The organism is Ensifer sp. VA4 (genome assembly GCF_055710065.1).
Genome location: NZ_JBVQPO010000001.1, coordinates 284,287 through 307,595, shown reverse-complemented (window position 1 = coordinate 307,595; position 23,309 = coordinate 284,287). Strand labels below are relative to the sequence as shown.

Below are 23,309 nucleotides of genomic sequence, written 5' to 3'. Positions count from 1 at the left end.
GCGGTCCTGCAGAACCGCAGAGTGGAGTTCGCGTTTGCAGACCAATTTTACACCCGCGCAGCTTACCGACCCGCATGTGGCCGAATCCGAAGCCATCCTGCGCAAATGCGTGCATTGCGGCTTCTGCACCGCCACCTGTCCGACCTATGTGACGCTGGGCGACGAACTCGATAGCCCGCGCGGGCGTATCTACCTCATCAAGGACATGCTGGAGAACGGCCGGGCAGCCGACAAGGAAACGGTCACCCACATCGACCGCTGTCTCTCCTGTCTCGCCTGCACGACCACTTGTCCCTCCGGCGTCGACTACATGCATCTCGTCGACCACGCGCGCGTTCATATCGAGAACACCTATCGCCGCCCGTTCAGGGATAGGCTGGCGCGTTCCGTGCTTGCGGCGGTGCTGCCTTATCCTCAGCGCTTCCGCCTGTCGCTGAAGGCGGCCGGCCTTGCCCGGCCGTTTGCGGCTCTCATGAAGCGCACGCCCTTGCTGAAAACCTTTGGCGTTATGCTGGATCTGGCGCCGGGGGCCGTGCCTGAGCCTTCCGCTTCGGCCGTGCCCGGCACCCACGCACCGAAGGGCAAGCGTATCGGTCGGGTCGCGCTGTTGTCCGGCTGCGCCCAGCCGGTGCTGAAGCCTGAGATCAACGAGGCGACGATCAGGCTGCTGACGCGCTTTGGCGTCGAAGTGGTTGTCTCGGCCGGCGAAGGCTGTTGTGGCGCCCTAGTGCACCACATGGGCCGCGAGAACCAGGCGCTCGCGGCGGCGCGCCGCAACGTCGACGCCTGGCTGAAGGTCGCCGACGAGGGCGGGCTCGATGCCATCGTCATTACCGCTTCGGGCTGCGGGACGACGATCAAGGACTACGGCCACATGCTGCGGCTCGATCCTGACTATGCGGAAAAGGCGGCCCGGGTCTCGGCGCTGGCCAAGGACATCACCGAGTATCTGTCTACCCTCGACCTGCCGGAACAGGATGCGAGGGGCATGACGCTTGCCTATCATTCCGCCTGCTCGATGCAGCACGGCCAGAAGATCACCATTGTGCCGAAGCAGCTTTTGAAGCGCGCCGGCTTCGTCGTTCGCGATCCGGCCGAAGGGCACCTCTGCTGCGGCTCGGCCGGCACCTACAACATCCTGCAGCCGGAAATCTCGGCGAAGCTGAAGGCGCGCAAGGTCAAGAACATTGAGGCGACGAAGCCGGATGCGATTGCCACCGGCAATATCGGCTGCATCACCCAGATCGCCAGCGGGACCGCGATCCCCATCCTGCATACGGTCGAACTGCTCGACTGGGCCTATGGCGGGGCAAAGCCACAAGGGCTCTAAGGCAAAAGAAAAGGCCGGCTCCGCGAGGAACCGGCCTTTTGATGGGTGCCCGAATAGCTATCAGCCGCCGAAGATCTGGCGGAAGATATCCACGCCGCGATCGTCGAAATAGGTGTCGCCCGGCTTGCTGCCGGGACCGATGACGATGACCTTGGTGCCGATGTCGGCACGGTCGTAGAGGTGCTCCACGTCCTCGTTCATCATGCGGATGCAGCCCGACGACATGTTCTGGCCGATCGTCCAGGGTTGGTTGGTGCCATGGATGCGGAAGATCGTGTCGCGGCCGCCCTTGTAGAGATACATGGCGCGGGCGCCGAGCGGGTTGTCGATGCCGCCTTCCTGGGTGATCGGCAGGATACGGCCCTTGGCGGCTTCGCGACGACGCATTTCGGCCGGCGGCGTCCAGGTCGGCCATTCGGCCTTGCGGCCGACCTTCACGACACCCGACCAGCCGAAGCCGTCGCGGCCGACGCCGATGCCATAGCGCGTCGCGCGGTTCGGGCCGTCGATGTAGTAAAGGTATTTGTTGTTGGTATCGACGATGATCGTGCCGGGGGCCTCGTCGGTGCGGAAGCGAACCTTGGTGCGCCAGTATTGTTTTGCCGGCCTTTTGGGCGTGGCCACGAGTACAACGTCGGATGACTTGACCTTGGGACCTGTGGCTGGCGTCGGCGTGAAAGCCGAGGCGCTGGTGGCGGCAAGAATAGTGCTGGTCGCGATAGCGATCGCGACCGCTTTGCTGGCAAGACGCTTCATATACGATTCCCTCTGAACCCTCGTTGCAGGCAGGCTATGCAAAATGCGGCGAAGTTCAAGCCTGCGATACAGCCGGCGGATCGCCGGACTTATATCTGTTCATGCTGCTGTTGCCTGAAAATCACGCGTGCAGCGCCGCGCGTCGTATTGGACGCGCAAAGGTCGCTGCAGCACTTTTAAGTTGCTGCATGTTTATGTCCTCAAATCGGAGACGATTTAAGGAAACATGCAGCAGGCAACAGCAACACGTGCGAGGGTCGAGAAATATTCTATGCTATGCTTCAACTATATGACGATAACCTTCGTGCCCACCTTCACGCGCTCGTAGAGGTCGACGACGTCTTCGTTGCGCATGCGGATGCAGCCGGAGGAAACGGCATAGCCGATCGTCCAGGGCGCATTGGTGCCGTGGATCCGGTAGAGCGTCGAGCCGAGATACATGGCGCGCGCGCCAAGCGGGTTTTCCGGGCCGCCGTCCATGCGCGCCGGCAGGTAGTGGCCCTTGGCCGCTTCGCGGGTGATCATCTCCTGCGGCGGTGTCCAGCTCGGCCATTCCGCCTTGCGGCTGACCTTGTGAGCGCCGGCCCATTCGAAGCCCGGCTTGCCGACGCCGACGCCATAGCGCCGTGCCTCGCCGTTGCCGGTCACCAGATAGAGAAAGCGGTTGTTGGTATCGATGACGATCGTGCCCGGCTTTTCCTTGGTCTCATAGGAGACCGTCTGCGGCAGGAATTGTGGGTCAAACTTCGACTTGACCGGGCGCTGGGCGCGCATGGCATTGGCCGGCTGGATCAGCGGGTTGACGACGCGGCGCTTGGCCTGCGGCCGCGCGAGTTGTCCCTGATAATACTGTTTTCGGGTGGCCGCCGGAATCTGCTGCCGGTAGATGACCTGCCGCGTGCGGACCTGTTGCCCACCGAGTTGCATCACCCAGGGGGCGGTGAGATCGGGGCTGACGACGACCGGAGGCCGGTTCTGGTACCGGTCCTGGGCCGCGGCCGGGCCGGCAAAAAGGGTCAGAACGGAGGCGGCTATAAGAAGGTTTTTCAACATCGGACGGACTCGCTACCTTTCGCCGAAATTCATCAAAGGGGCGCAGATAGCCGAAGAACCGGACGCTCGAGCGGGCTATGCGCCTTGGCAATGGCGCGATCGTGTCACCGGGGAGCCACCGAATGGTAAACGGGGCTTCATTAAAAGGCGAAGGTGCCGATAAAGCTTTGGGTAGGGTTATCCGTCGCTTTAGAAATCTGGTTTGCAAATGGTAAAAGGCAGGGAAATGAACAGGATGGAGCGGGCATGACGGCCAAAGGCATAGTGATCGGTGAGGATGGACTTCAGCGCTGCGCCTGGCAGGGCAACCTCGACGACTATCGTCGCTACCACGACGACGAATGGGGACGCCCGGTCCTCGACGATCGTCGCCTGTTCGAGAAGATCTGCCTCGAAGGCTTCCAGTCCGGCCTGTCGTGGCTCACGATCCTGCGCAAGCGCGAGGCATTCCGCGCGGCCTTTGCCGGCTTCGATTTCGACAAGGTCGCGACATTCGATGAGACGGATATCGAACGCTGCCTCGCCGACACCGGTATCGTGCGCCATCGTGGCAAGATCGTTTCGACCATCAACAATGCCCGTCGCGCCCAGGAGCTCAGGCAGGAATTTGGTTCGCTCGCGGGCTATTTCTGGTCACACGAACCACCGGCAGCCGAGCGCCCGGCAAAGGTGACCTATGAGGCGATCGTCGCCAATCCGACGACGGCGGCCTCGATCCGGGTCTCGAAGGACCTGAAGAAGCGCGGCTGGACCTTCGTCGGCCCGACGACGATCTACGCCTTCATGCAGGCCATGGGCCTCGTCAACGACCACATCGAGGGCTGTCATTGCCGCGTGGCCGTGGAGGAGATGCGAGCCAAGCTTGTCAGGCCTCTGAGTCGGGTGGCGTGAGGGGCGGGGCGACCCGACCCCGGTAACCCGAACCCGGCTGACTGGTGTTCAAACCCGGCTGGCGTTGTCGCTCAGCCGCCGTTCTTTGCGAGCCATTCCTTCATCAACTTGATCTCGCCTTCCTGCGCCTTGATGATCTCTTCCGCCAGTTTGCGGATCGTTTCATCCTTGCCGTATTCGAGCTCGATCTTGGCCATGTCGATGGCACCCTGGTGGTGGGCGATCATGCCGCGCACGAAGTCGATATCCGTCTTGCCGGTATAGGCGATGTCCATATCCTTGTGCATGCGGGCATTGGCTTCGGCAAAGGCCTTGCTCGAAGGTGAGGCATCGCCCGCCAGGCTCTGGGATTCCGTGGAGCCGTGATGAATGCTGCCGTGGCTCGTGTCTTCGGCCGCCGCCGGGAAGGCGAGGCAGGCGGTGAGCGCGAGGGCCGTCGTCAACGGTTTCAGTGACATGGTGTTTTCTTCCTTCTGCAATCGATCGGCCTTTGGGGAGCGCCGCCGAGGCGTGATCCTTGGAGCCATTTTCGACCTACTGCATGTCTCCTTAAATCGACCTCGATTTGAGGACGAAGACATGCAAATCAAAGTCCTACAGCGACTTTTGCGCGTCTGATAGGACGCGCGGCGCCGTGGGGAAGGGGTGTCAGCGCTTTCAGGCTCTGCGCTCAAGCGCAGAGCATCACGCGCTCACGCGGAAAGGCGAAGACGCCTTGCAGCAGATCCTCGCCGCCTGGTGTGTCGAGCACGGACCGGCCGACACAGAAGAGCTGCGCCGCTTGCGACGTCGGCGCCCGCACCATGGCGGTAAAGCAGAACGAGGATGACGAGGCGGTCGCCTGTTCGAGGATGTTGAGCACGGTTGGGCGATCCTTTCGGTCATAGGCGCACACCATATCGATGACGCCGCAGGAAGGAGCGGAGGTGCCGAGTACGGCGGCGGTGCGTTGGCCAAGCTGGAAAATGCCGGTCGCGAGATCGCAGCGCCAGGCTTCCTTGAGGTAGGTCCCCTCGTCGAGGTGCCGTATCCAATTGTCATGTGCGCCCAGATGTCCGGGCCGGATAGCCCCGCAACCAGGTGTCATGAATCTCAACATGATACCCATTTCCTCTCTTCGCTCCGCCCGCGCCACGTCTCCGCAGAAATCCGCCATTCCCAGTGAGATGGTTCGCCATTCCATTTGCGGTTGGAGTGCCTGGGGCCGATGCTCTCATTGCATCCGGCGTCATTCGCCGGTAAACGCTCCGGGATCCGGAGGATAACCGATCACCTCCATGATCGAAACGTCGGCGATCGATCTGGTGATAAACTCTTGGTGATTGTTGCCAGAATAATGCGCTTTATGGTTGAGGCAAGCCTGTTCCGCCCGATAGAGGCAGGATCACCGGCTCCAGCTTCGCCTCGCACCGTGTGCTCCGCATAGCCTGCTGCGACCGGAACGGCGCGCGCTTTGCGCGGTCCAAACCCTTGCCGCCCCTGCCTTGATCCGATAGGGAAAGCAGCCAACACACTGACAGTCCGGAATGCTCCCATGACCGAGAAACAGAAGAAACCGCAGAAGCTCAAGGCGCGCCTGCCGCGCGGCTTCGTCGATCGCTCCGCCGCCGATATCCGCGCGACCGACGAAATGATCGGCAAGATCCGCGCGGTCTACGAGCATTATGGTTTCGATCCGGTCGAAACGCCGCTGTTCGAATACACCGACGCGCTCGGCAAGTTCCTGCCGGACAGCGATCGTCCGAACGCAGGCGTCTTCTCGCTGACGGACGATGACGACCAGTGGATGTCGCTGCGCTACGACCTGACGGCGCCGCTCGCCCGCCACGTTGCCGAGAACTTCAACGAGATTCAGCTGCCGTTCCGCACCTACCGTGCCGGTTACGTCTTCCGCAACGAGAAGCCGGGCCCCGGCCGCTTCCGCCAGTTCATGCAGTTCGACGCCGATACGGTTGGTGCCGCCGGCGTCCAGGCGGATGCCGAAATGTGCATGATGATGGCCGACACCATGGAAGCGCTCGGCATCGCGCGCGGCGACTACGTGATCCGCGTCAACAATCGCAAGGTGCTCGATGGCGTCATGGAGGCGATCGGTCTTGGCGGCGACGACAAGGCCAATGCCCGCCTGACGGTGCTGCGCGCCATCGACAAGCTCGACAAGTTCGGGACGGAAGGTGTGCGGCTCCTGCTCGGCGAAGGCCGCAAGGATGAAAGCGGCGACTTCACCAAGGGTGCCGGCCTCAATGCCGAACAGATCGACAAGGTGCTCTTCTTCGTCGGCATCAAGGACTATGCCGAAAGTGCTGCCGAACTCGCGGATCTCGTTGCGGGTACGTCAAAGGGCGGCGAAGGCGTCGAGGAACTGAACACGATCCGCAGCCTGGTCTTGAGCGCCGGCTATGAGGCCGACCGCATCAAGATCGATCCGTCCGTCGTGCGCGGCCTCGAATATTACACCGGCCCGGTCTTCGAGGCCGAGCTGCAGTTTGCTGTCACCAACGAGAAGGGCGAGAAAGTCGTCTTCGGTTCGGTTGGCGGCGGCGGTCGTTATGATGGCCTCGTCTCGCGCTTCATGGGCCAGCCCGTTCCGGCGACCGGCTTCTCGATCGGCGTTTCCCGCCTGATGACGGCGCTCAAGAACCTTGGCAAGCTCGGCGCCTCCGAAGTGATCGCCCCGGTCGTCGTCTGCGTCATGGACCGCGACATCGAGAGCATGGGCCACTACCAGCGTTTCGTGCAGCAGCTTCGCCACGCCGGCATCCGCGCTGAAATGTACCAGGGCAACAAGAAGAATTTTGGCGATCAGCTGAAATATGCCGACCGCCGCGGCTCGCCGCTGGCCATCATCCAGGGTGGCGACGAGCGCGCCGCCGGCCTAGTACAGATCAAGGATCTGATCGAAGGCAAGCGCCTGTCGGGCGAGATCGAGGACAATGCGGCCTGGCGCGAAGCGCGTGTGGCCCAGATTTCCGTGCCGACCGCCGAGCTGGTCGAGAAGGTGCGCGAGATGCTGGCGGCACAGGCCGAGGATCGGGCAAGGGGCTGACGGTCATGGCCCTCATCAATCTGCCCGCCTTCGCCGACGAGCTGCTTGCCGAGTTCGAAAGCCTCGGCACGCTGCGCGTCGACACACCGGTGATCCAGCCGGCCGAACCCTTCCTCGCCATGGCTGGCGAGGATCTGCGCCGCCGCATCTTCATGACCGAGAGCGAGACAGGCGAAAGCCTCTGCCTGCGCCCGGAATTCACCATTCCCGTCTGCCTGCGCCACATCGAGGCGGTGACCGGCACGCCGAAGCGCTACGCCTATCTCGGCGAGGTCTTCCGCCAGCGCCGCGAGGGCGGCAACGAATTCTACCAGGCCGGCATCGAGGATCTCGGCGACACCGATACCGCTGCCGCCGATGCGCGCGCTGTCGGTGATGCGATGCGTGTCGTCGCCAACCGGCTGCCGGGACGGCGCCTCAACGTGACGCTGGGCGACCAGGCGGTGTTCGAGGCCGTCGTCGGCGCCTGCGGCTTGCCGGCCGGCTGGCAGAAGCGGCTGATCCATGCCTTCGGCGACCAGAAGCATCTGCAGAAGCTCCTTACGGAGCTCGCCCATCCCCGGACAGTCGGTGTCTTCGGTCCTGAAGTGGTACGCCTGTCGATGGACGGACTGCTTGAAGATGAAGCCCGCCTCGTCGCCCATATCGGCGAGACGATGGAAGCGACCGGCTACTCCACCAATGCCAGCCGCTCGCCCGAGGACATCGCCCGGCGGCTGAAGGAGAAGATGGAACTGGCGAACACGCAGCTCGATCGCAAGACGCTGGATCAGGTCGGCGCGTTCCTGGCGCTCGACGTGCCGCTCGCCGATGCTCCGGCCGCGCTCTTCGCCTTCGCCAAGAAATCCGGCCTCAAGCTCGATGAGGCGCTCGTCCGCTTTGATGCCCGTGTCGCCGCGCTTTCCAAGACCGGTGCCGACATCGGCGCGATCCGCTATCGCGCCGCCTTCGGTCGCCCGCTCGATTATTACACCGGTCTCGTCTTCGAGGTGGAAGTCGACGGTATCCAGGCGGTGCTGGCCGGCGGAGGCCGCTTCGACCGGCTGCTGACGCTGCTCGGCGCCCGTGAACACATTCCGGCCGTCGGTTTCTCGCTCTGGCTCGACCGCATCGAAAAGGCGATTGCCTCTGAGGGAGGCGCACAATGACCATCACCATCGCGCTGCCGTCCAAGGGGCGGATGAAGGATGACGCCTCGGCGATCTTCGAACGGGCCGGCATGAAGATCGTCGCCGTCGGCAATGATCGCTCCTATCGCGGCCGGGTCGAGGGCGCGGACGATGTGGAGATCGCGTTCCTCTCGGCCTCCGAAATATCCCGCGAACTCGGCAGCGGCTCGATCGATTTCGGCGTCACCGGCGAGGATCTCGTGCGCGAAGGGCTCGCCAATGCCGACGCCCGCGTCGAGTTCTGTGCCCGCCTAGGCTTCGGTCATGCCGATGTCGTCGTCGCGGTGCCGGAGATCTGGTACGACGTCGACACCATGGCCGATCTCGGCGACGTTGCTGCGGACTTCCGCGCGCGCCATGGTCGCCGCCTAGCGATCGCCACCAAATACTGGCGGCTGACGCAGAACCATTTTTCGGGAAGCCACGGTATCCAGCTCTATCGCATCGTCGAAAGCCTCGGCGCCACCGAAGGCGCGCCGGCGTCGGGTTCGGCCGACATCATCGTCGATATCACCTCGACGGGCTCGACGCTGAAGGCGAACCATCTGAAGATCCTGACTGACGGCGTGATCCTGCGTTCCGAGGCCTGCCTAGTGCGGGCGCGCAAGGCGGGCCATGACGGAGACCCGGTCGTGGCACGGGTTATTGCGGCGGTTCGCGGCGTGCTTTGACGCTGCGAACGGGGCAGGGCGGACCCACCGCAATCTTCCTGGGCTCGAAAAACGTGCATTAAAGTAGGGTCCTCAAAAAGCGCCCCCTCCGTTCCTATGTAAGTCGCGCCGACGGCATCTCCGCCGTTCCCCCCGCCATTCCGTTCCAGGAGACCTTCATGGCCGATCTTTCCGCCTTTCCGATCACCAAGCGCTGGCCGGCGAAAAACCCCGATATCATCCAACTTTATTCGCTGCCGACGCCGAATGGCGTGAAAGTCTCGATCGCGCTCGAAGAGCTGGATCTCGCCTACGAACCCCACCGGATCGCCTTCGATGCCAACGAGCAGAAGTCACCGGAGTTCGTCTCGCTCAATCCGAATGGTCGTATCCCTGCGATCATCGATCCCAACGGTCCGGACGGAAAGCCGATCGGCCTCTTCGAGTCCGGCGCGATCCTGATCTATCTGGCGGAAAAGACCGGCAAGCTGCTGCCGGCCGATGCTGCCGGCCGCTACGAGACCATCTGCTGGGTGATGTTCCAGATGGGTGGCGTCGGCCCGATGCTCGGCCAGTTCGGCCATTTCTTCAAGTTTGCCGCCGACAAGGTCGCCAACAATTCCTATCCCGTCGAGCGCTACCGCGACGAATCAAAGCGTCTGCTCGGCGTGCTCGAGACCCGCCTTGAGGGACGGCAATGGCTGATGGGTGACGATTACACGATCGCCGACATCGCCACCTACCCCTGGGTCGAAGGCGCACGCAGGTTCTATGGCGGCGCCGAGGTCCTCGATTACAAGAGCTTTCCGAACGTGATGGCCTGGGTCGAGCGCGGCCTGTCGCGCCCGGCGGCTCTGAAGGGCATGGAAGTGCCGCGCAAGGAATAGCAACCACCGTGGCCTTGTGCCCGAGTTGACGAAGCTCCGGTGCAAGGCTAGGCCTTGCGGTACAGACGAATAAGAAACAGGTGAGAAGCGTGTCGGGAAGGCTTGTTGTTGTCGGTGGCGGTCAGGCCGCCTTTGCCCTGGTTGCCAAGCTGCGTGCCCTGAAGGACGAGCGGCCGATCACCATCGTCGCCTCCGAAGCGAGCCTGCCCTATCAACGCCCGCCGCTTTCCAAGAAATATCTGCTGCGCGAATTGAGCCTCGACCGGCTGCTCTACAGGCCTGAGGCCTGGTACGGCGAACACAATGTCGACATCCGCCTCGAAACGATCGTGACCGGGCTCGATCGCGCCGGCAAGCGCGTGACGCTCAGCGACGGGACCTCGCTTGAATACGAGGTGCTGGCCTTTGCCACCGGCGCGACGCCGCGCCGGCTGCCGGGTTCCGTCGGCGGCGATCTCGCCGGCGTGTTCGTCGTGCGCGACTTCAAGGATGCGGATCGCCTCGCCGAGGAGATGAAGCCCGGCCGCCGCGCTCTGGTCGTCGGTGGCGGCTATATCGGACTTGAGGCAGCGGCCGTCGCCCGGACCTCGGGTCTGGAGGTCACGGTCATCGAAATGGCCGACCGCATCCTACAGCGCGTCGCCTCCTCTGCGACTTCGGGCATCGTCCGCGAAATCCACCGCTCGCGCGGCGTCGATGTTCGCGAGGGAACCGGCCTCAATCGCCTTGTCGGAGAAAATGGCCGGGTGACCGCGGCGGAACTCTCCGACGGATCGGTCTTGCCGGTGGATGTCGTCATCGTCGGCATTGGCGTCACTGCCAATGATCGCCTGGCACACGACGCCGGCCTCGAGACCGCGGGCGGCATCGTCGTCGACACCTTCGGACGAACCGCCGACCCGGCGATTTTCGCCATGGGCGATTGCGCCGTCATGCCCTGGGATGGCCAGCGTATCCGCTTGGAATCGGTGCAGAATGCCGTCGACCAGGCGGAAGCGGTGGCGGCAATCCTCGCCGGCAGCGAACACCCCTACGACCCCAAGCCGTGGTTCTGGTCGGATCAATACGACGTCAAACTGCAGATCGCCGGTCTCGGTCTCGGCCATGACGAAACGATCGTCAGACCCGGCCAGCGCGAGGGCAGCGTGTCCGTCTGGTACTTCAGGCAGGGACGCTTGGTCGCGGTCGACGCAATCAACGACGCCAAGGCCTATGTGACCGGCAAAAAGCTGCTAGAAGCCGGCATCAACCCTGATCGGGCCGTCATTGCAGACCCGCAATCGGACCTCAAGGCGCTGCTTTCTCAGGCGTAGCGCGGGAACCATGCCCGGCAACGCTCCGAATCCGGGGCAGCCTTGAGGCGGTCCAATTCAGTTTTCGTTAACGACGAAAGGACTGTTTTTCCTCGCAATTGCGGGGCCGACTTGCGATTTATCAATTCCTTAAGTCACCAGACGCCAACAGAGGTCGCTTAAGGGGAGGCGGGGGGTCTCGTTTCCCCAGCGGTTTTTGATTTAGGCGATTGCGATGTTCAAGGTCCTTACATGCCTCGTTGTGGAGCATAATCCGAAGCTGGTCGCGTTGGCGGCGCTCATATGCTTCCTGTCCAGCTACGGTGCGGTGACGCTGTTGCAGCGCGCCCGTGGATCATCCGGCAAGGCGCGGACGATCTGGGCGGTGGCGGCAGGCATTGCCAGCGGCTTCGGTATCTGGGCCACGCATTTCATCGCCATGCTGGCCTACGATCCCGGTGTCGTCCTCGGCTATCAGATGGATCTGACCGCCCTGTCGTTGGCCATCGCGATCGTGCTGACCACGACGGCGCTACTGATCGCGACCCGTCTACAGGATCGACTGGCCTGGATTGCCGGTGGTCTGGTGCTCGGCGCCGGCGTTGCCTGCATGCATTTCCTCGGCATGGCGGCCCTCGACGTGCCCGGCAACCTGCGCTGGGACGCCACGCTCGTTGTCGCTTCGATCATGCTCGGCTCGCTGTTCGACATCGGTGCGTTGCGGACGATTGCCTGTGTCCGCAAGCCGCAGAAGGCGAAGATCACCGCGACGCTCCTGATGACGCTCGGTATCGTCGCTTTGCATTTCACCGCCATGGGCGCCGTGACGATCGAAGTCGGTCTTATCACTACGCCCCTTGAAGGCATGATCCAGCCGCATCTGCTCGCCTTCGTCATTGCCGGAACCGCCTTCTTCCTTCTGTCCCTGGTGCTGGTTGCGGCCGGCTTTGCCCATCATGCCGAGCTCTCCGCCGCCGCCGCCGAACGGGAATTCACGCGCTTCGTCCGCAGCGTGAAGGACTACGCCATCTATATGCTCGACGTCGATGGCCGTGTGGCGAGCTGGAATGCCGGTGCCGAGGCCAACAAGGGCTATGCGGCCGAGGACATCATCGGCAAGAATTTCGCCTGCTTCTATTCCGAAGACGATCAGCGCAACGGCCTGCCGCGCCGCGCGCTCGAGGCTGCGGTGGCCGAGGGCAAGTTTGAGAGCGAGGGCTGGCGCTATCGCAAGGACGGCTCACGCTTCTGGGCCCATGTAGTGATCGACCCGTTCCTTGACGAAGACGGCAAGCATGCCGGCTTCATCAAGATCGTCAAGGACACCACCAAGGCGAAGGCCGATGCCGATCGCATCGCCGAGGTCAGCAACAACCTCGATGTCGCACTCGAAAACATGTCGCAGGGTATCTGCCTGTTCGACAATGGTGATCGGCTGCTGCTATCGAACCGGCGCTGCCGCGAGATCTTCGGCTTTTCCGAGACGCTCGCCGGCAAAGGGCTTACCTTCCGCGAGATTCTCGACATCGTCTTCGCCCGCATTTACGCCGAGCCTGAAATTGCGCGGGCCAAGGCCGAGGAAGTCTATCAGAAGCACCGGATCGAAATGGTCGGCAAGGGCGGGGGCGACATCGTCGAAAAGCTGGCGAACGGCCGCTCGATCCTGACCAAGCATCGCACCCTTCCCGATGGCGGCTGGGTCAGCACCTACGAGGACATCACCGAGCGGTTGGACACCGAAGAGCAGATTACCTTCCTCGCCCGTCACGACAGCCTGACCGGCTTGCCGAACCGGCTCCAGTTCAACAGCTACCTCGAAGAAGAGCTGGATGCGGCGGCCTGGTTCAACCGCCAGGTTGCCGTCATCGGCATCGACCTCAACAAGTTCAAGGAAGTCAACGACCTGCATGGCCATGCCGCCGGCGATTTCGTTCTGGTGACGATTGCCCAGCGCGTGAAGGGGCTGCTGCAGGAGGGCGAGTTCGTAGCGCGCCTCGGCGGCGACGAGTTCGCTGCGGTGAAGCGTTTCGAGGAACTGGCCGAGCTCAACGACTTCCTGCGCCGTATCGAAAAGAGCCTGCACGAGGAAATGCGCTTCGGCGATTTCGAGCTGAAGTCCGGCGGCAGCATGGGTGTCGCCATCTATCCTCAGGATGCGGAGACGGCAGATACGCTGATCAACAATGCCGACCTTGCGATGTACCGGGCGAAGGCCGCGCTCAACCAGACGGTCTGCTTCTACGAGGTCTCGATGGACGAGGCTGCGCGCCAGCGCCGTGCGCTCGCCAACGATCTCTGGGATGCCGTCGACAAGAAGCAGCTTGCCTTGCACTACCAGGTGCAGAAGTCGGTGATGACCGGCACCGTCATCGGCTACGAAGTGCTGCTGCGCTGGCATCATCCCGAACGCGGAATGGTACCGCCGAATGAGTTCATCCCGCTCGCAGAGGAGTGCGGCGCGATCCTGCCGATCGGCGAATGGGTGCTGCGCGAAGCCTGCCGCGAGGCCGCGGGCTGGGCGAGCAACCACAAGATTGCCGTCAACCTGTCGCCGGTCCAACTCGCCAATGGCGACATCGTCAGCCTGGTGCAGGACGTGCTTGCCGAAACCGGGCTCGACCCGAACCGGCTGGAGCTCGAAATCACGGAATCGACGATCATCGACGACAAGGAGCGCGCGCTGCTGACGCTGCGTCAGATCAAGGAGCTCGGCGTCACGATCGCGATCGACGATTTCGGCACTGGATACTCCTCGCTCGAAACGTTGCGGTCGTTCCCCTTCGACAAGATCAAGCTCGACAAGAGCTTCATGTGGGAGGTTGAGGGCAGTCCGCAGGCCAAGGCGATCGTTCGCGCCATCCTGGCGCTCGGTCAGAGCCTGTCCGTGCCGGTTCTTGCCGAGGGTGTCGAGACGCAGAAGCAGCTCGATATCTTGCAGGCGGAAGGCTGCGACGAGGCACAGGGTTACCTGCTCGGACGCCCGGCCCCGATAACGCTTCTGTTCAGCGGCGACGACGAGGCGGCCGCCGCCTGATCGGGCGGCACATCGCCAAGGTCGCGCCTGCGGCGAGCGCTGATCGCGCACCGATTTTGCGGGGATTTCACGCCTTGTCGACGCCAACCGTCGGCAGGGCCAAGGCCTGCGCTATTGCCGCAGCAAGGTCCGGCCGGCACCTTCCACCAGAAAGCGCGGGAAGAAGAAGATGCCCGTGATCGTGCCGGAATAACGCTGTTCGAGGCCTGAGGATTCGCCGATGCAGAACAGGGGCTGTTTCTGGCCGTGTTCTTCGAGCGCGATCGTCGTCGAAAAGCAGAAGGAGGAGCAGCTTGTCGCCGCCTGCTCGAAAAGCTCGAGCACGTGGTTGCGGTCGGCCGGGTCGTAGCAGCGCACGAAGTTGAGCAGGCCGCATTCGCCGTCGCGAAGGCCGTGGATGGCGGCAGCCTTTTCACCAAGCCGGAACAGGCCGGTGGACAAGTCGCCCGACCATCCCTCCGACGCGCAGAACTGTTGCAGGAACTCATGGTGCGGCAGATCGAGGTCCGGCTGTCCCGGAGAGCCGAGGGGAACGGAATTTGCTCTCGTGATCTTGAACACGGTCTACCCCAGCAGCATTCTTGAGCGCCTCATCGACGCCTCAAGAAAACACGTCCCATTGTGCAAATCACGCCCGCCATCGACCAATAGGGAAGCGCACGCCACTGACCGTGGGCGCTTCACCACTCGAAGGTCGCGAGATAGTATGAAGCTCTCCGACGAAGTGATTTCGCTGGAGAGGGCGGCTAAATTTGCGATTAAATACTTATGCTAATCGTGATTTTCTCGAAGAGATTCCGGATACACGGTTAATACGAAAAAGCTTAAGCGATTGGCCGCCCGCCTTGATCCGCTATCCAGTCTCCTGTGAATCTCCGTTCACTTGGGGCGCTGTTATAGTTCGTTTTTTTTCGACTTCAACGGTTTTTTGAAGCCCGACTACAACCGGTGGAGTTTTTGTGCCCGCAGCTCGGCTGAAGGGTTCTTCGCCGAACAATGGTATTGATAAAAAACAAGAAAGGCGACCCGAGGGCCGCCTTTCCGATCCAGATGGGTCAATGCTGTGAAAGGCTTACGCCTTTATCACATCATGTCCATGCCGCCCGTTCAGCGCGCTTGACGCGCTGAACCGCTTTAAGTGCATGGGCGAAGCTTTATGGACGATGCTGTGAAAGGCTTACGCCTTATCACATCATGTCCATGCCGCCCATGCCGCCCATGCCGCCCGGCATTGCCGGAGCGTCCTTCTTAGGCAGCTCGGCGATCATGGCTTCGGTGGTGATCAGCAGCGAGGCAACCGAAGCTGCGTCCTGCAGAGCGGTACGAACGACCTTGACCGGGTCGATGATGCCCATGGCAATCATGTCGCCATATTCACCGGTCTGAGCGTTGTAGCCGAAGTCGTCGGTGTTCTTCTCAAGGATCTTGCCGACAACGATCGAAGCTTCGTCACCAGCATTTTCAGCGATCTGGCGAGCCGGAGCCTGGAGAGCGCGGCGAACGATGTTGACACCAGCTTCCTGGTCGTCGTTCTCGCCCTTGGCCGTGATCTTGACGGAAGAGCGCAGTAGGGCAACGCCGCCGCCCGGTACGATGCCTTCCTGAACGGCAGCGCGCGTCGCGTTGAGGGCGTCGTCGATGCGGTCCTTCTTTTCCTTGACTTCGACTTCCGTTGCACCGCCGACGCGGATGACGGCAACGCCGCCAGCGAGCTTGGCAAGACGCTCCTGCAGCTTCTCGCGGTCGTAGTCGGAAGTGGTTTCTTCGATCTGGGCCTTGATCTGGGCAACGCGGCCTTCGATGTCGGCCTTCTGGCCGGCGCCGTCGACGATCGTCGTGTTTTCCTTGGAGATCGAAACCTTCTTCGCACGGCCGAGCATGTCGAGCGTGACATTTTCGAGCTTGATGCCGAGGTCTTCGGAGATGACCGTGCCGCCCGTCAGGATGGCGATGTCTTCGAGCATGGCCTTGCGGCGATCGCCGAAGCCCGGAGCCTTGACGGCAGCGATCTTCAGGCCGCCGCGCAGCTTATTGACGACGAGCGTTGCAAGAGCTTCGCCTTCGACGTCTTCAGCGATGATGAGGAGCGGCTTGCCGGTCTGAACGACGGCTTCGAGAACCGGGAGCATGGCCTGGAGGTTCGAGAGCTTCTTCTCGTGGAGGAGAATGAAGGCGTCTTCGAGGTCGGCGACCATCTTTTCCGGGTTGGTGACGAAGTACGGCGACAGGTAGCCGCGGTCGAACTGCATGCCTTCGACGACTTCGAGTTCGGTTTCGGCGGTCTTGGCTTCTTCAACCGTGATGACGCCTTCGTTGCCGACCTTCTGCATTGCTTCGGCAATGTCGAGACCGATCTGCTTTTCACCGTTTGCGGAGATCGTGCCGACCTGGGCAACTTCGTCCGAGGTGTTGATCTTCTTGGCCTTGGCGAGCAGGTCCTTGACGACTTCTGCAACGGCGAGGTCGATGCCGCGCTTCAGGTCCATCGGGTTCATGCCGGCGGCAACGGCCTTGGCGCCTTCGCGAACGATTGCCTGGGCGAGAACGGTAGCGGTGGTGGTGCCGTCGCCTGCGATGTCGTTGGTCTTCGAAGCGACTTCGCGGACCATCTGGGCGCCCATGTTCTCGAACTTGTCTTCGAGTTCGATTTCCTTGGCGACCGAAACGCCGTCCTTGGTGATGCGCGGTGCGCCGAAGGACTTGTCGATAACGACGTTACGACCCTTCGGGCCGAGCGTTACCTTCACTGCGTCGGCGAGGATGTCGACGCCGCGCAGCATCTTTTCACGCGCGGTGCGGCCGAACTTGACTTCTTTAGCTGCCATTTTGAAAGCTCCTGTTGTCGAAATTCCGGGCAAGGCCCGGTTTCAAACGGGGGAAGAATTGGGAAGGCGGGTATCGGCCGATCAGCCGATGATGCCCATGATGTCGGCTTCCTTCATGATCAGAAGGTCTTCGCCGTTGATCTTGACTTCGGTGCCCGACCACTTGCCGAACAGGACACGGTCGCCAGCCTTGACGTCGAGCGGAACAACCTTGCCGCTTTCGTCACGAGCACCCGAGCCGACTGCCACGATTTCGCCTTCTTGGGGCTTTTCCTTGGCGGTGTCCGGAATGATGATGCCGCCCTTGGTCTTCTCTTCAGACTCGACGCGACGAACGACGACGCGGTCGTGCAGCGGGCGGAAATTGGTGCTTGCCATTAGTCTAATCCCTCGATCAAATGACATTACGGATCGCTGACCGATCCGACGGATGAGTGTTAGCACTCTCTTTTGTCGAGTGCCAGCGACGCCGAGATAAGGCTCGGTCTGGAACGAGTCAAGGATTGGCCCTTAGATTTTTTGCCCGGGAAGGGTTCCCTTTTTCCAACGGCGACACTTGTATTCTTGTGCCTTCCTTGCCATGCAAGCCGGAAACCGTGTTTGCAGGAAGCCAGGATGGTCGCAAGGATCAACAGTTTTCGGGAAATCGCCGGACGCTACGACGTCGTGCTGTGCGATGTCTGGGGTGTTCTTCACAATGGCGTGCAGGCCTTCGCTTCCGCCTGCGAGGCGTTGGCCGAGGCGCGCGCCGCCGGCCTGACGGTGGTGCTGATCACCAATTCGCCCCGTCCGCATCCGGGTGTGAAAATCCAGATCCGCGGTCTCGGCGTTCCCGACGAAGCCTATGACCGGATCGTGACCTCGGGTGACGTGACGCGGGCGCTGATCGCCGCCGCCGACAAGAAGATCTTCTTCATCGGCGCCGAGCGCGACTTGCCGCTGCTCGAAGGTCTCGGAACGCAGATCGTGTCGTCGGAAGACGCTGAGACGGTCGTCTGCGCCGGCTTCTATGACGACGAGACCGAAACGCCGGAGCATTACCGTGCGACGCTGACGGGCCTCGCCAAGCGCAAGATCCCGTTCATCTGTGCCAATCCCGATCTCGTCGTCGAGCGCGGCCACAGGCTGATCCCTTGCGCCGGCGCAATCGCCAAGCTCTATGAGGAGTTGGGCGGCGAGGCCCGGATCGCCGGCAAGCCCTATATCGCCATCTACCGTGCGGCGCTGGCCGAGGCGAAGGCCGTGCGCGGCGCGCTTGACCTGTCGCGCGTGATCGCCATTGGCGACGGCATGCCGACGGACGTCAAGGGTGCCCAGGATGCTGGCTTCGATCTGCTCTACATCAGCGCCGGCATCCACGCCCAGGAATACATGAACGAAAGCCGGACCGACGAGGCGAAGCTCGCCGCCTTCCTGAAGAAGGAGGGCGCCTCGCCGAAGTATTGGATGCCGCGGCTCGCCTGACGGGAAGACGGAGATGACGGTTTTTCATCGCAACGAGACCCGTGATCCGCTTCCGGAGCATCTGCGCGGCGGCGTCGTCGCGATCGGTAACTTCGACGGCGTGCACCGCGGTCATCAGTCGGTGCTCAATCGAGCACTGGAAGAGGCGAAAGCGCGCGGTGTGCCGGCGCTGGTCCTGACCTTCGAGCCGCATCCGCGGACCGTGTTCCGTCCGGAAACCCCGGTCTTCCGGCTGACGCCGGCGCCGTTGAAGGCCCGTATCCTCGAAGGCATGGGGTTCGGCGCCGTCATCGAATATCCGTTCGATCGCACCTTCTCTCAGCTTTCGGCATCGGATTTCATTCACCGCATCCTGCTCGAATGGCTGCACGCCTCGCATGTCGTCACCGGCTTCGACTTCCATTTCGGCAAGGGTCGCGAGGGCGGCCCCGCCTTCCTGATGGCCGCCGGCGGTGACAACGGTTTTGGCGTGACGCTCGTCGATGCCTTCCGCGACGAAAATGCATCGGTCATCTCGTCGAGCTATATCCGCTCGCTGCTCGGCGAAGGCGATGTCTCGCAGGCTGCCGGCATGCTCGGCTATCGCTACCTCGTCGAGGCGGAAGTGATCGGCGGCAAGAAGCTCGGCCGCGATCTTGGCTTTCCCACCGCCAATATGCGGCTCGCGCCCGAGGTGGAACTCAGGCCGGGCATCTACGCGGTGCGCTTCCGCCGGGCCGACGGTTCGCTCTATGACGGTGTCGCAAGCTTCGGGCGCCGCCCGACGGTCGACAGCGATGGCGAGCCCTTGCTCGAAACCTTCGTCTTCGACTTTTCGGGCGATCTCTATGGCGAGATCTGTACGGTCACCTTCTTCGGCCACCTGCGCGACGAGCTGAAGTTCGACGGGCTCGATCCGCTGGTGGCGCAGATCCGTCAGGACGAGGCCGAGGCGCGCGCGCTGCTCTCCGGTGTGCAGCCGCTCGGCGACATCGACCGCAGGCTCAACTTCGCCCGATAAATTTCGGCATTGGTGTCGTGGCGGACCTTTTCAAAAGGCGGAAAACGCCTTAAACAACCGGCCACTATGACCCGGCACCGTCGATTGATCATCGATCAGCGAATTATTGGCCCGGCCTTCCGCGCGCTTTAGTCAGCCGGAAGGTCCGGGATTTCGGCGTTTCCGACGCCCCAGTCATCTCTCGATACCGAGCCCATTGCGTATGCGCGACCCTTCGCGCGAAGAAGCGATTGCAAAGACCATGACCGACACCGCTGAAAAGATCGACTATTCCTCGACCCTCTACCTGCCGCAGACGGAGTTCCCGATGCGCGCTGGCCTGCCGCAGAAGGAGCCGGAAACGGTGGCCCGCTGGCAGAAGATGGGCCTCTACAAGAAGCTGCGCGCCTCGGCCGCCGGCCGCGACAAGTTCGTGCTGCACGACGGCCCTCCCTATGCCAACGGCAACATCCATATCGGCCACGCACTCAACAAGATCCTCAAGGACGTCATCAACCGCTCGTTCCAGATGCGCGGCTTCGACGCCAACTACGTGCCCGGCTGGGACTGCCACGGTCTGCCAATCGAGTGGAAGATCGAAGAGAAGTACCGCGAGAAGGGCCAGAACAAGGACGAGGTCCCGGTCAACGAGTTCCGCAAGGAATGCCGTGACTTCGCCTCCGGTTGGATCCAGGTCCAGGCCGAGGAGTTCAAGCGCCTCGGCATCGAGGGCGACTTCGACAATCCCTACACGACGATGAACTTCCACGCCGAAGCGCGCATCGCCGGCGAATTGATGAAGATCGCCAAGCTCGGCCAGCTCTATCGCGGCTCGAAGCCGGTCATGTGGTCGGTCGTCGAGCGCACCGCGCTTGCCGAAGCCGAAGTCGAATATGCCGATGTCGAAAGCGACATGATCTGGGTGAAGTTCCCGGTCACCGAAGGTCCGGACGCGCTCTCCGGCGCCTTCGTCGTGATCTGGACGACCACGCCCTGGACCATCCCGGGCAACCGCGCCATTGCCTATTCCTCGCGCTACGCCTACGGCCTCTATGAAGTCGCGACCGCCGAGAACGACTTCGGCCCACAGCCGGGCGAGAAGCTGATCTTCGCCAAGCGCCTTGCGGACGAATCCGCGGCCAAGGCGAAGCTCACCTTCAATTTCGTTCGCGATCTCGAAGCCGATGAACTGTCGTCCGTGACCTGCGCCCATCCGCTGCATGGTCTCGGCGGCGGCTACGCCTTCAAGGTGCCGCTGCTCGACGGCGACCACGTCACCGACGATGCCGGCACCGGTTTCGTGCACACGGCCCCGGGCCACGGCCGCGAGGACTTTGACGCCTGGATGGACAGCGCCCGTGCGCTCGAAGCCCGCGGCATTTCCTCGGCGATCCCGTTCACGGTCGACGACGCCGGCTACTTCACCGCGGACGCCCATGGCTTCGGCCCCGACGCCGAAGGCGGCGCCGGCCGCGTCATCGACGACAAGGGCAAGAAGGGCGACGCCAACGATCGCGTCATCAAGGCGCTGATCGCCCGTCACGCGCTGTTCGCGCGCGGTCGTCTGAAGCACTCCTATCCGCATTCCTGGCGTTCGAAGAAGCCGGTTATTTTCCGCAACACGCCGCAATGGTTCGTCTACATGGACAAGGCGTTCGGCGATGGCACGACGCTGCGCTCGCGTGCGCTCTCGGCGATCGACGATACCCGTTTCGTTCCCGGCGCCGGCCAGAACCGCCTGCGCGCGATGATCGAGGGACGCCCGGACTGGGTTCTCTCGCGCCAGCGCGCCTGGGGCGTGCCGATCGCGATCTTCGCTGACGACCAGGGCGAGATCCTGATCGACGAGGCCGTCAACGCCCGCATCCTCGAAGCCTTCGAAAAGGAAGGTGCCGATGCCTGGTTTGCCGAGGGCGCCAAGGACCGCTTCCTGGGCAAGGATCACGACCACGCCAAGTGGCACCAGGTCATGGACATCCTCGACGTGTGGTTCGATTCCGGTTCGACCCATACCTTCACGCTCGAAGACCGCCCGGACCTGAAGTGGCCGGCCGACGTCTATCTCGAAGGGTCGGACCAGCATCGCGGCTGGTTCCATTCCTCGCTGCTCGAGGCCTGTGCGACGCGCGGCCGCGCGCCCTACAACGCCGTCGTCACCCATGGTTTCACCATGGATGAGAAAGGCGAGAAGATGTCGAAGTCCAAGGGCAACACCGTCACGCCGCAGGAGGTGATGAAGGATGCCGGCGCCGACATCCTGCGCCTGTGGGTGATGACGACGGACTATTGGGAAGATCAGCGTCTCGGCAAGACGATCATCCAGACCAACATCGACGCCTATCGTAAGCTGCGCAACACGATCCGCTGGATGCTCGGCACGCTCGCCCACGACAAGGGCGAGGAGATCGCCTATGCCGAAATGCCGGAACTCGAAAGGTTGATGCTACATCGCCTGGCGGAGCTCGATCAGCTCGTGCGCGAAGGCTACGATGCTTTCGACTTCAAGAAGATCGCTCGCGCGCTGATCGATTTCTCGAACGTCGAACTCTCGGCCTTCTACTTCGACGTTCGCAAGGACGCGCTCTATTGCGACGCGCCGTCGAGCCTGCGTCGTCGGTCGGCGCTCGCGGTCATCCGCAAGCTCTTCGACTGCCTCGTGCTGTGGCTGGCGCCGATGCTGCCCTTCACCACGGAAGAAGCCTGGCTGTCGCGCAAGCCCGATGCGGTTTCGGTGCACCTCGAACAGTTCCCGGCGATCCCGGCGGAATGGAAGAACGATGCGCTCGAAGCCAAGTGGGACAAGATCCGTGCGGTCCGCACCGTCGTCACCGGCGCGCTCGAGATCGAGCGCAAGGACAAGCGCATCGGTTCGTCGCTGGAAGCGGCACCGGTCGTCCACGTCGCCGATCCGGAGCTTTTGAAGGCGCTGGAAGGTCAGGACTTCGCCGAGATCTGCATCACCTCGGCCATCGTGATCGAAGCCACCGAAGGCCCTGCGGATGCATTCCGCCTCGCCGACGTGGCCAAGGTGAGCGTCGTGCCGAAGCTCGCCGAAGGTCAGAAATGCGCCCGTTCCTGGCGGATCACGACCGATGTCGGTTCCGACCCGCTCTACCCGGACGTGTCGGCCCGTGACGCCGCGGCCCTGCGTGAACTTGGTTTCAAGGCTTAACGCATTGTTACCGGATGAATTGCACTCGTTGCGTTCATCCGGTAAAACCTGCCCGAAATTTGGCGGATTTCTCCGCCATGGGCGCTTGAGTGGCCGCGCGGACCGGTGGCCGGCTGGAAGGAATCTCATGGAAATGACGCGAGAGTTGCGAGTGTTTGCCAGCGTGGCCGCCATTTTGACGAGCGGCCTCGTGCTTTCGGGCTGCATCGGCGGCCCCACCTACGGCACGGACAAGACCGCTGGCGAACAACTCATGGACGACCTCGGCAGCGTCGCCAGCTTCGGCCCGCCGAAGCGTGATCCGGTCAAGTATCAGCCGCGCCCAGGTCTCGTTCTGCCGCCGTCGGCGCAGCAGACCGCTCTCGTCGAGCCGCAGAAGTCTCTCGCCAGCCGTGAGGCCAACCCGGAATGGGTCGAGTCTCCGGAGGAAGTTCGCAATCGTCTGCGCGAAGAAGCCGACGCGAACAAGAACAACCCGAACTACGTTTCGCCGCTCGCCAAGGCCAGCGCCAACGGCCGCCGGCTCTCGGCCAAGGAGCAGCAGGAGGCCTATCGTGAGGCGCGCAAGATCGAGATGGGCGCCTATTCCGACAAGCGCCGTTTCCTGAGCGATCCGCCGCTAGAATACCGCCGCCTGCCGGAGGGCACCGAGACCGATCTCGGCGAGCCGGAGAAGGACAAGGAGCGCCGCCGCAAGAAGGAGGCGCAGATCAAGAATTCTGGTACCAAGTGGTACTGGCCCTTCTAAGCTGCGCATAAGC

19 protein-coding genes are annotated in these 23,309 nt (G+C 62.6%); 12 read left to right on the top strand and 7 right to left on the bottom strand.

What is annotated here, in order from left to right:
- Nucleotides 1–34 precede the first annotated feature (34 nt).
- Nucleotides 35–1,330, top strand: coding sequence for a glycolate oxidase subunit GlcF (gene glcF, locus AC0C6X_RS01490; protein ID WP_246304265.1), 1,296 nt, complete (start codon nucleotides 35–37; stop codon nucleotides 1,328–1,330).
- A gap of 60 nt (nucleotides 1,331–1,390) precedes the next feature.
- Here glcF and AC0C6X_RS01485 read toward each other — a convergent pair whose 3' ends face one another.
- Together AC0C6X_RS01485 and AC0C6X_RS01480 are read right to left on the bottom strand one after the other, a co-directional pair.
- On the bottom strand, nucleotides 1,391–2,086 hold the full coding sequence (locus AC0C6X_RS01485) for a L,D-transpeptidase (RefSeq protein ID WP_173515715.1): 696 nt from the start codon (nucleotides 2,084–2,086) through the stop codon (nucleotides 1,391–1,393).
- A gap of 285 nt (nucleotides 2,087–2,371) precedes the next feature.
- Nucleotides 2,372–3,139, bottom strand: coding sequence for a L,D-transpeptidase (locus AC0C6X_RS01480; RefSeq protein ID WP_472951506.1), 768 nt, complete (start codon nucleotides 3,137–3,139; stop codon nucleotides 2,372–2,374).
- Nucleotides 3,140–3,385: 246 nt separating this feature from the next.
- On the opposite strand from AC0C6X_RS01480, the gene AC0C6X_RS01475 reads away from it, so the two are divergent.
- Complete coding sequence (locus AC0C6X_RS01475) at nucleotides 3,386–4,030, top strand: DNA-3-methyladenine glycosylase I (protein ID WP_472951504.1); 645 nt, start codon at nucleotides 3,386–3,388, stop codon at nucleotides 4,028–4,030.
- Nucleotides 4,031–4,101: 71 nt separating this feature from the next.
- Here AC0C6X_RS01475 and copM read toward each other — a convergent pair whose 3' ends face one another.
- The gene (copM, locus tag AC0C6X_RS01470; protein WP_247958038.1) at nucleotides 4,102–4,488 is read right to left on the bottom strand and encodes a CopM family metallochaperone; all 387 of its coding nucleotides are present in this window, start codon (nucleotides 4,486–4,488) and stop codon (nucleotides 4,102–4,104) included.
- A gap of 212 nt (nucleotides 4,489–4,700) precedes the next feature.
- The gene (locus AC0C6X_RS01465) at nucleotides 4,701–5,129 is read right to left on the bottom strand and encodes a hypothetical protein (protein WP_472951501.1); all 429 of its coding nucleotides are present in this window, start codon (nucleotides 5,127–5,129) and stop codon (nucleotides 4,701–4,703) included.
- Between the two features lie 435 nt (nucleotides 5,130–5,564).
- Here AC0C6X_RS01465 and hisS point away from each other — a divergent pair, with 435 nt between their 5' ends.
- From hisS to AC0C6X_RS01435, 6 genes are all read left to right on the top strand, one after another.
- Entirely contained in the window at nucleotides 5,565–7,076 is a 1,512-nt protein-coding gene (hisS, locus tag AC0C6X_RS01460; protein WP_472951499.1) for a histidine--tRNA ligase, read from the top strand.
- Nucleotides 7,077–7,081: 5 nt separating this feature from the next.
- Nucleotides 7,082–8,224, top strand: coding sequence for an ATP phosphoribosyltransferase regulatory subunit (locus tag AC0C6X_RS01455; protein WP_247958035.1), 1,143 nt, complete (start codon nucleotides 7,082–7,084; stop codon nucleotides 8,222–8,224).
- Entirely contained in the window at nucleotides 8,221–8,916 is a 696-nt protein-coding gene (gene hisG / locus AC0C6X_RS01450) for an ATP phosphoribosyltransferase (protein ID WP_173515722.1), read from the top strand. The genes AC0C6X_RS01455 and hisG overlap by 4 nt, the downstream gene beginning before the upstream one ends.
- A gap of 158 nt (nucleotides 8,917–9,074) precedes the next feature.
- Nucleotides 9,075–9,782, top strand: coding sequence for a glutathione binding-like protein (locus AC0C6X_RS01445; RefSeq protein WP_472951495.1), 708 nt, complete (start codon nucleotides 9,075–9,077; stop codon nucleotides 9,780–9,782).
- 89 nt (nucleotides 9,783–9,871) lie between these two features.
- Entirely contained in the window at nucleotides 9,872–11,095 is a 1,224-nt protein-coding gene (locus AC0C6X_RS01440) for an NAD(P)/FAD-dependent oxidoreductase (RefSeq protein WP_472951493.1), read from the top strand.
- 214 nt (nucleotides 11,096–11,309) lie between these two features.
- Nucleotides 11,310–14,108 (top strand): bifunctional diguanylate cyclase/phosphodiesterase, encoded by a 2,799-nt coding sequence (locus AC0C6X_RS01435; RefSeq protein WP_472951491.1) that lies wholly within the window; start codon nucleotides 11,310–11,312, stop codon nucleotides 14,106–14,108.
- 111 nt (nucleotides 14,109–14,219) lie between these two features.
- Here AC0C6X_RS01435 and AC0C6X_RS01430 read toward each other — a convergent pair whose 3' ends face one another.
- The 3 genes from AC0C6X_RS01430 to groES form a co-directional block, all read right to left on the bottom strand.
- Nucleotides 14,220–14,669: a hypothetical protein gene (locus AC0C6X_RS01430; RefSeq protein ID WP_472951489.1), complete on the bottom strand. Its 450-nt coding sequence runs from the start codon at nucleotides 14,667–14,669 to the stop codon at nucleotides 14,220–14,222.
- A gap of 626 nt (nucleotides 14,670–15,295) precedes the next feature.
- Nucleotides 15,296–16,933, bottom strand: coding sequence for a chaperonin GroEL (gene groL / locus AC0C6X_RS01425; RefSeq protein WP_066875142.1), 1,638 nt, complete (start codon nucleotides 16,931–16,933; stop codon nucleotides 15,296–15,298).
- A gap of 81 nt (nucleotides 16,934–17,014) precedes the next feature.
- On the bottom strand, nucleotides 17,015–17,311 hold the full coding sequence (gene groES / locus AC0C6X_RS01420) for a co-chaperone GroES (protein WP_012706990.1): 297 nt from the start codon (nucleotides 17,309–17,311) through the stop codon (nucleotides 17,015–17,017).
- A 237-nt stretch (nucleotides 17,312–17,548) separates the two neighbouring features.
- Here groES and AC0C6X_RS01415 point away from each other — a divergent pair, with 237 nt between their 5' ends.
- The 4 genes from AC0C6X_RS01415 (at nucleotide 17,549) to AC0C6X_RS01400 (ending at nucleotide 23,296) form a co-directional block, all read left to right on the top strand.
- Nucleotides 17,549–18,397 (top strand): TIGR01459 family HAD-type hydrolase, encoded by an 849-nt coding sequence (locus AC0C6X_RS01415; protein ID WP_472951485.1) that lies wholly within the window; start codon nucleotides 17,549–17,551, stop codon nucleotides 18,395–18,397.
- Between the two features lie 13 nt (nucleotides 18,398–18,410).
- Nucleotides 18,411–19,397 carry a bifunctional riboflavin kinase/FAD synthetase gene (locus AC0C6X_RS01410; RefSeq protein ID WP_173515728.1) on the top strand — a complete coding sequence of 329 codons (987 nt, stop codon included), beginning with the start codon at nucleotides 18,411–18,413 and terminating at the stop codon, nucleotides 19,395–19,397.
- Nucleotides 19,398–19,638: 241 nt separating this feature from the next.
- Nucleotides 19,639–22,548, top strand: coding sequence for an isoleucine--tRNA ligase (gene ileS, locus AC0C6X_RS01405; RefSeq protein WP_173515729.1), 2,910 nt, complete (start codon nucleotides 19,639–19,641; stop codon nucleotides 22,546–22,548).
- A gap of 127 nt (nucleotides 22,549–22,675) precedes the next feature.
- A complete protein-coding gene (locus AC0C6X_RS01400) occupies nucleotides 22,676–23,296 on the top strand; it encodes a hypothetical protein (RefSeq protein WP_173515730.1) in 621 nt (206 codons plus the stop codon).
- Nucleotides 23,297–23,309: the final 13 nt, after the last annotated feature.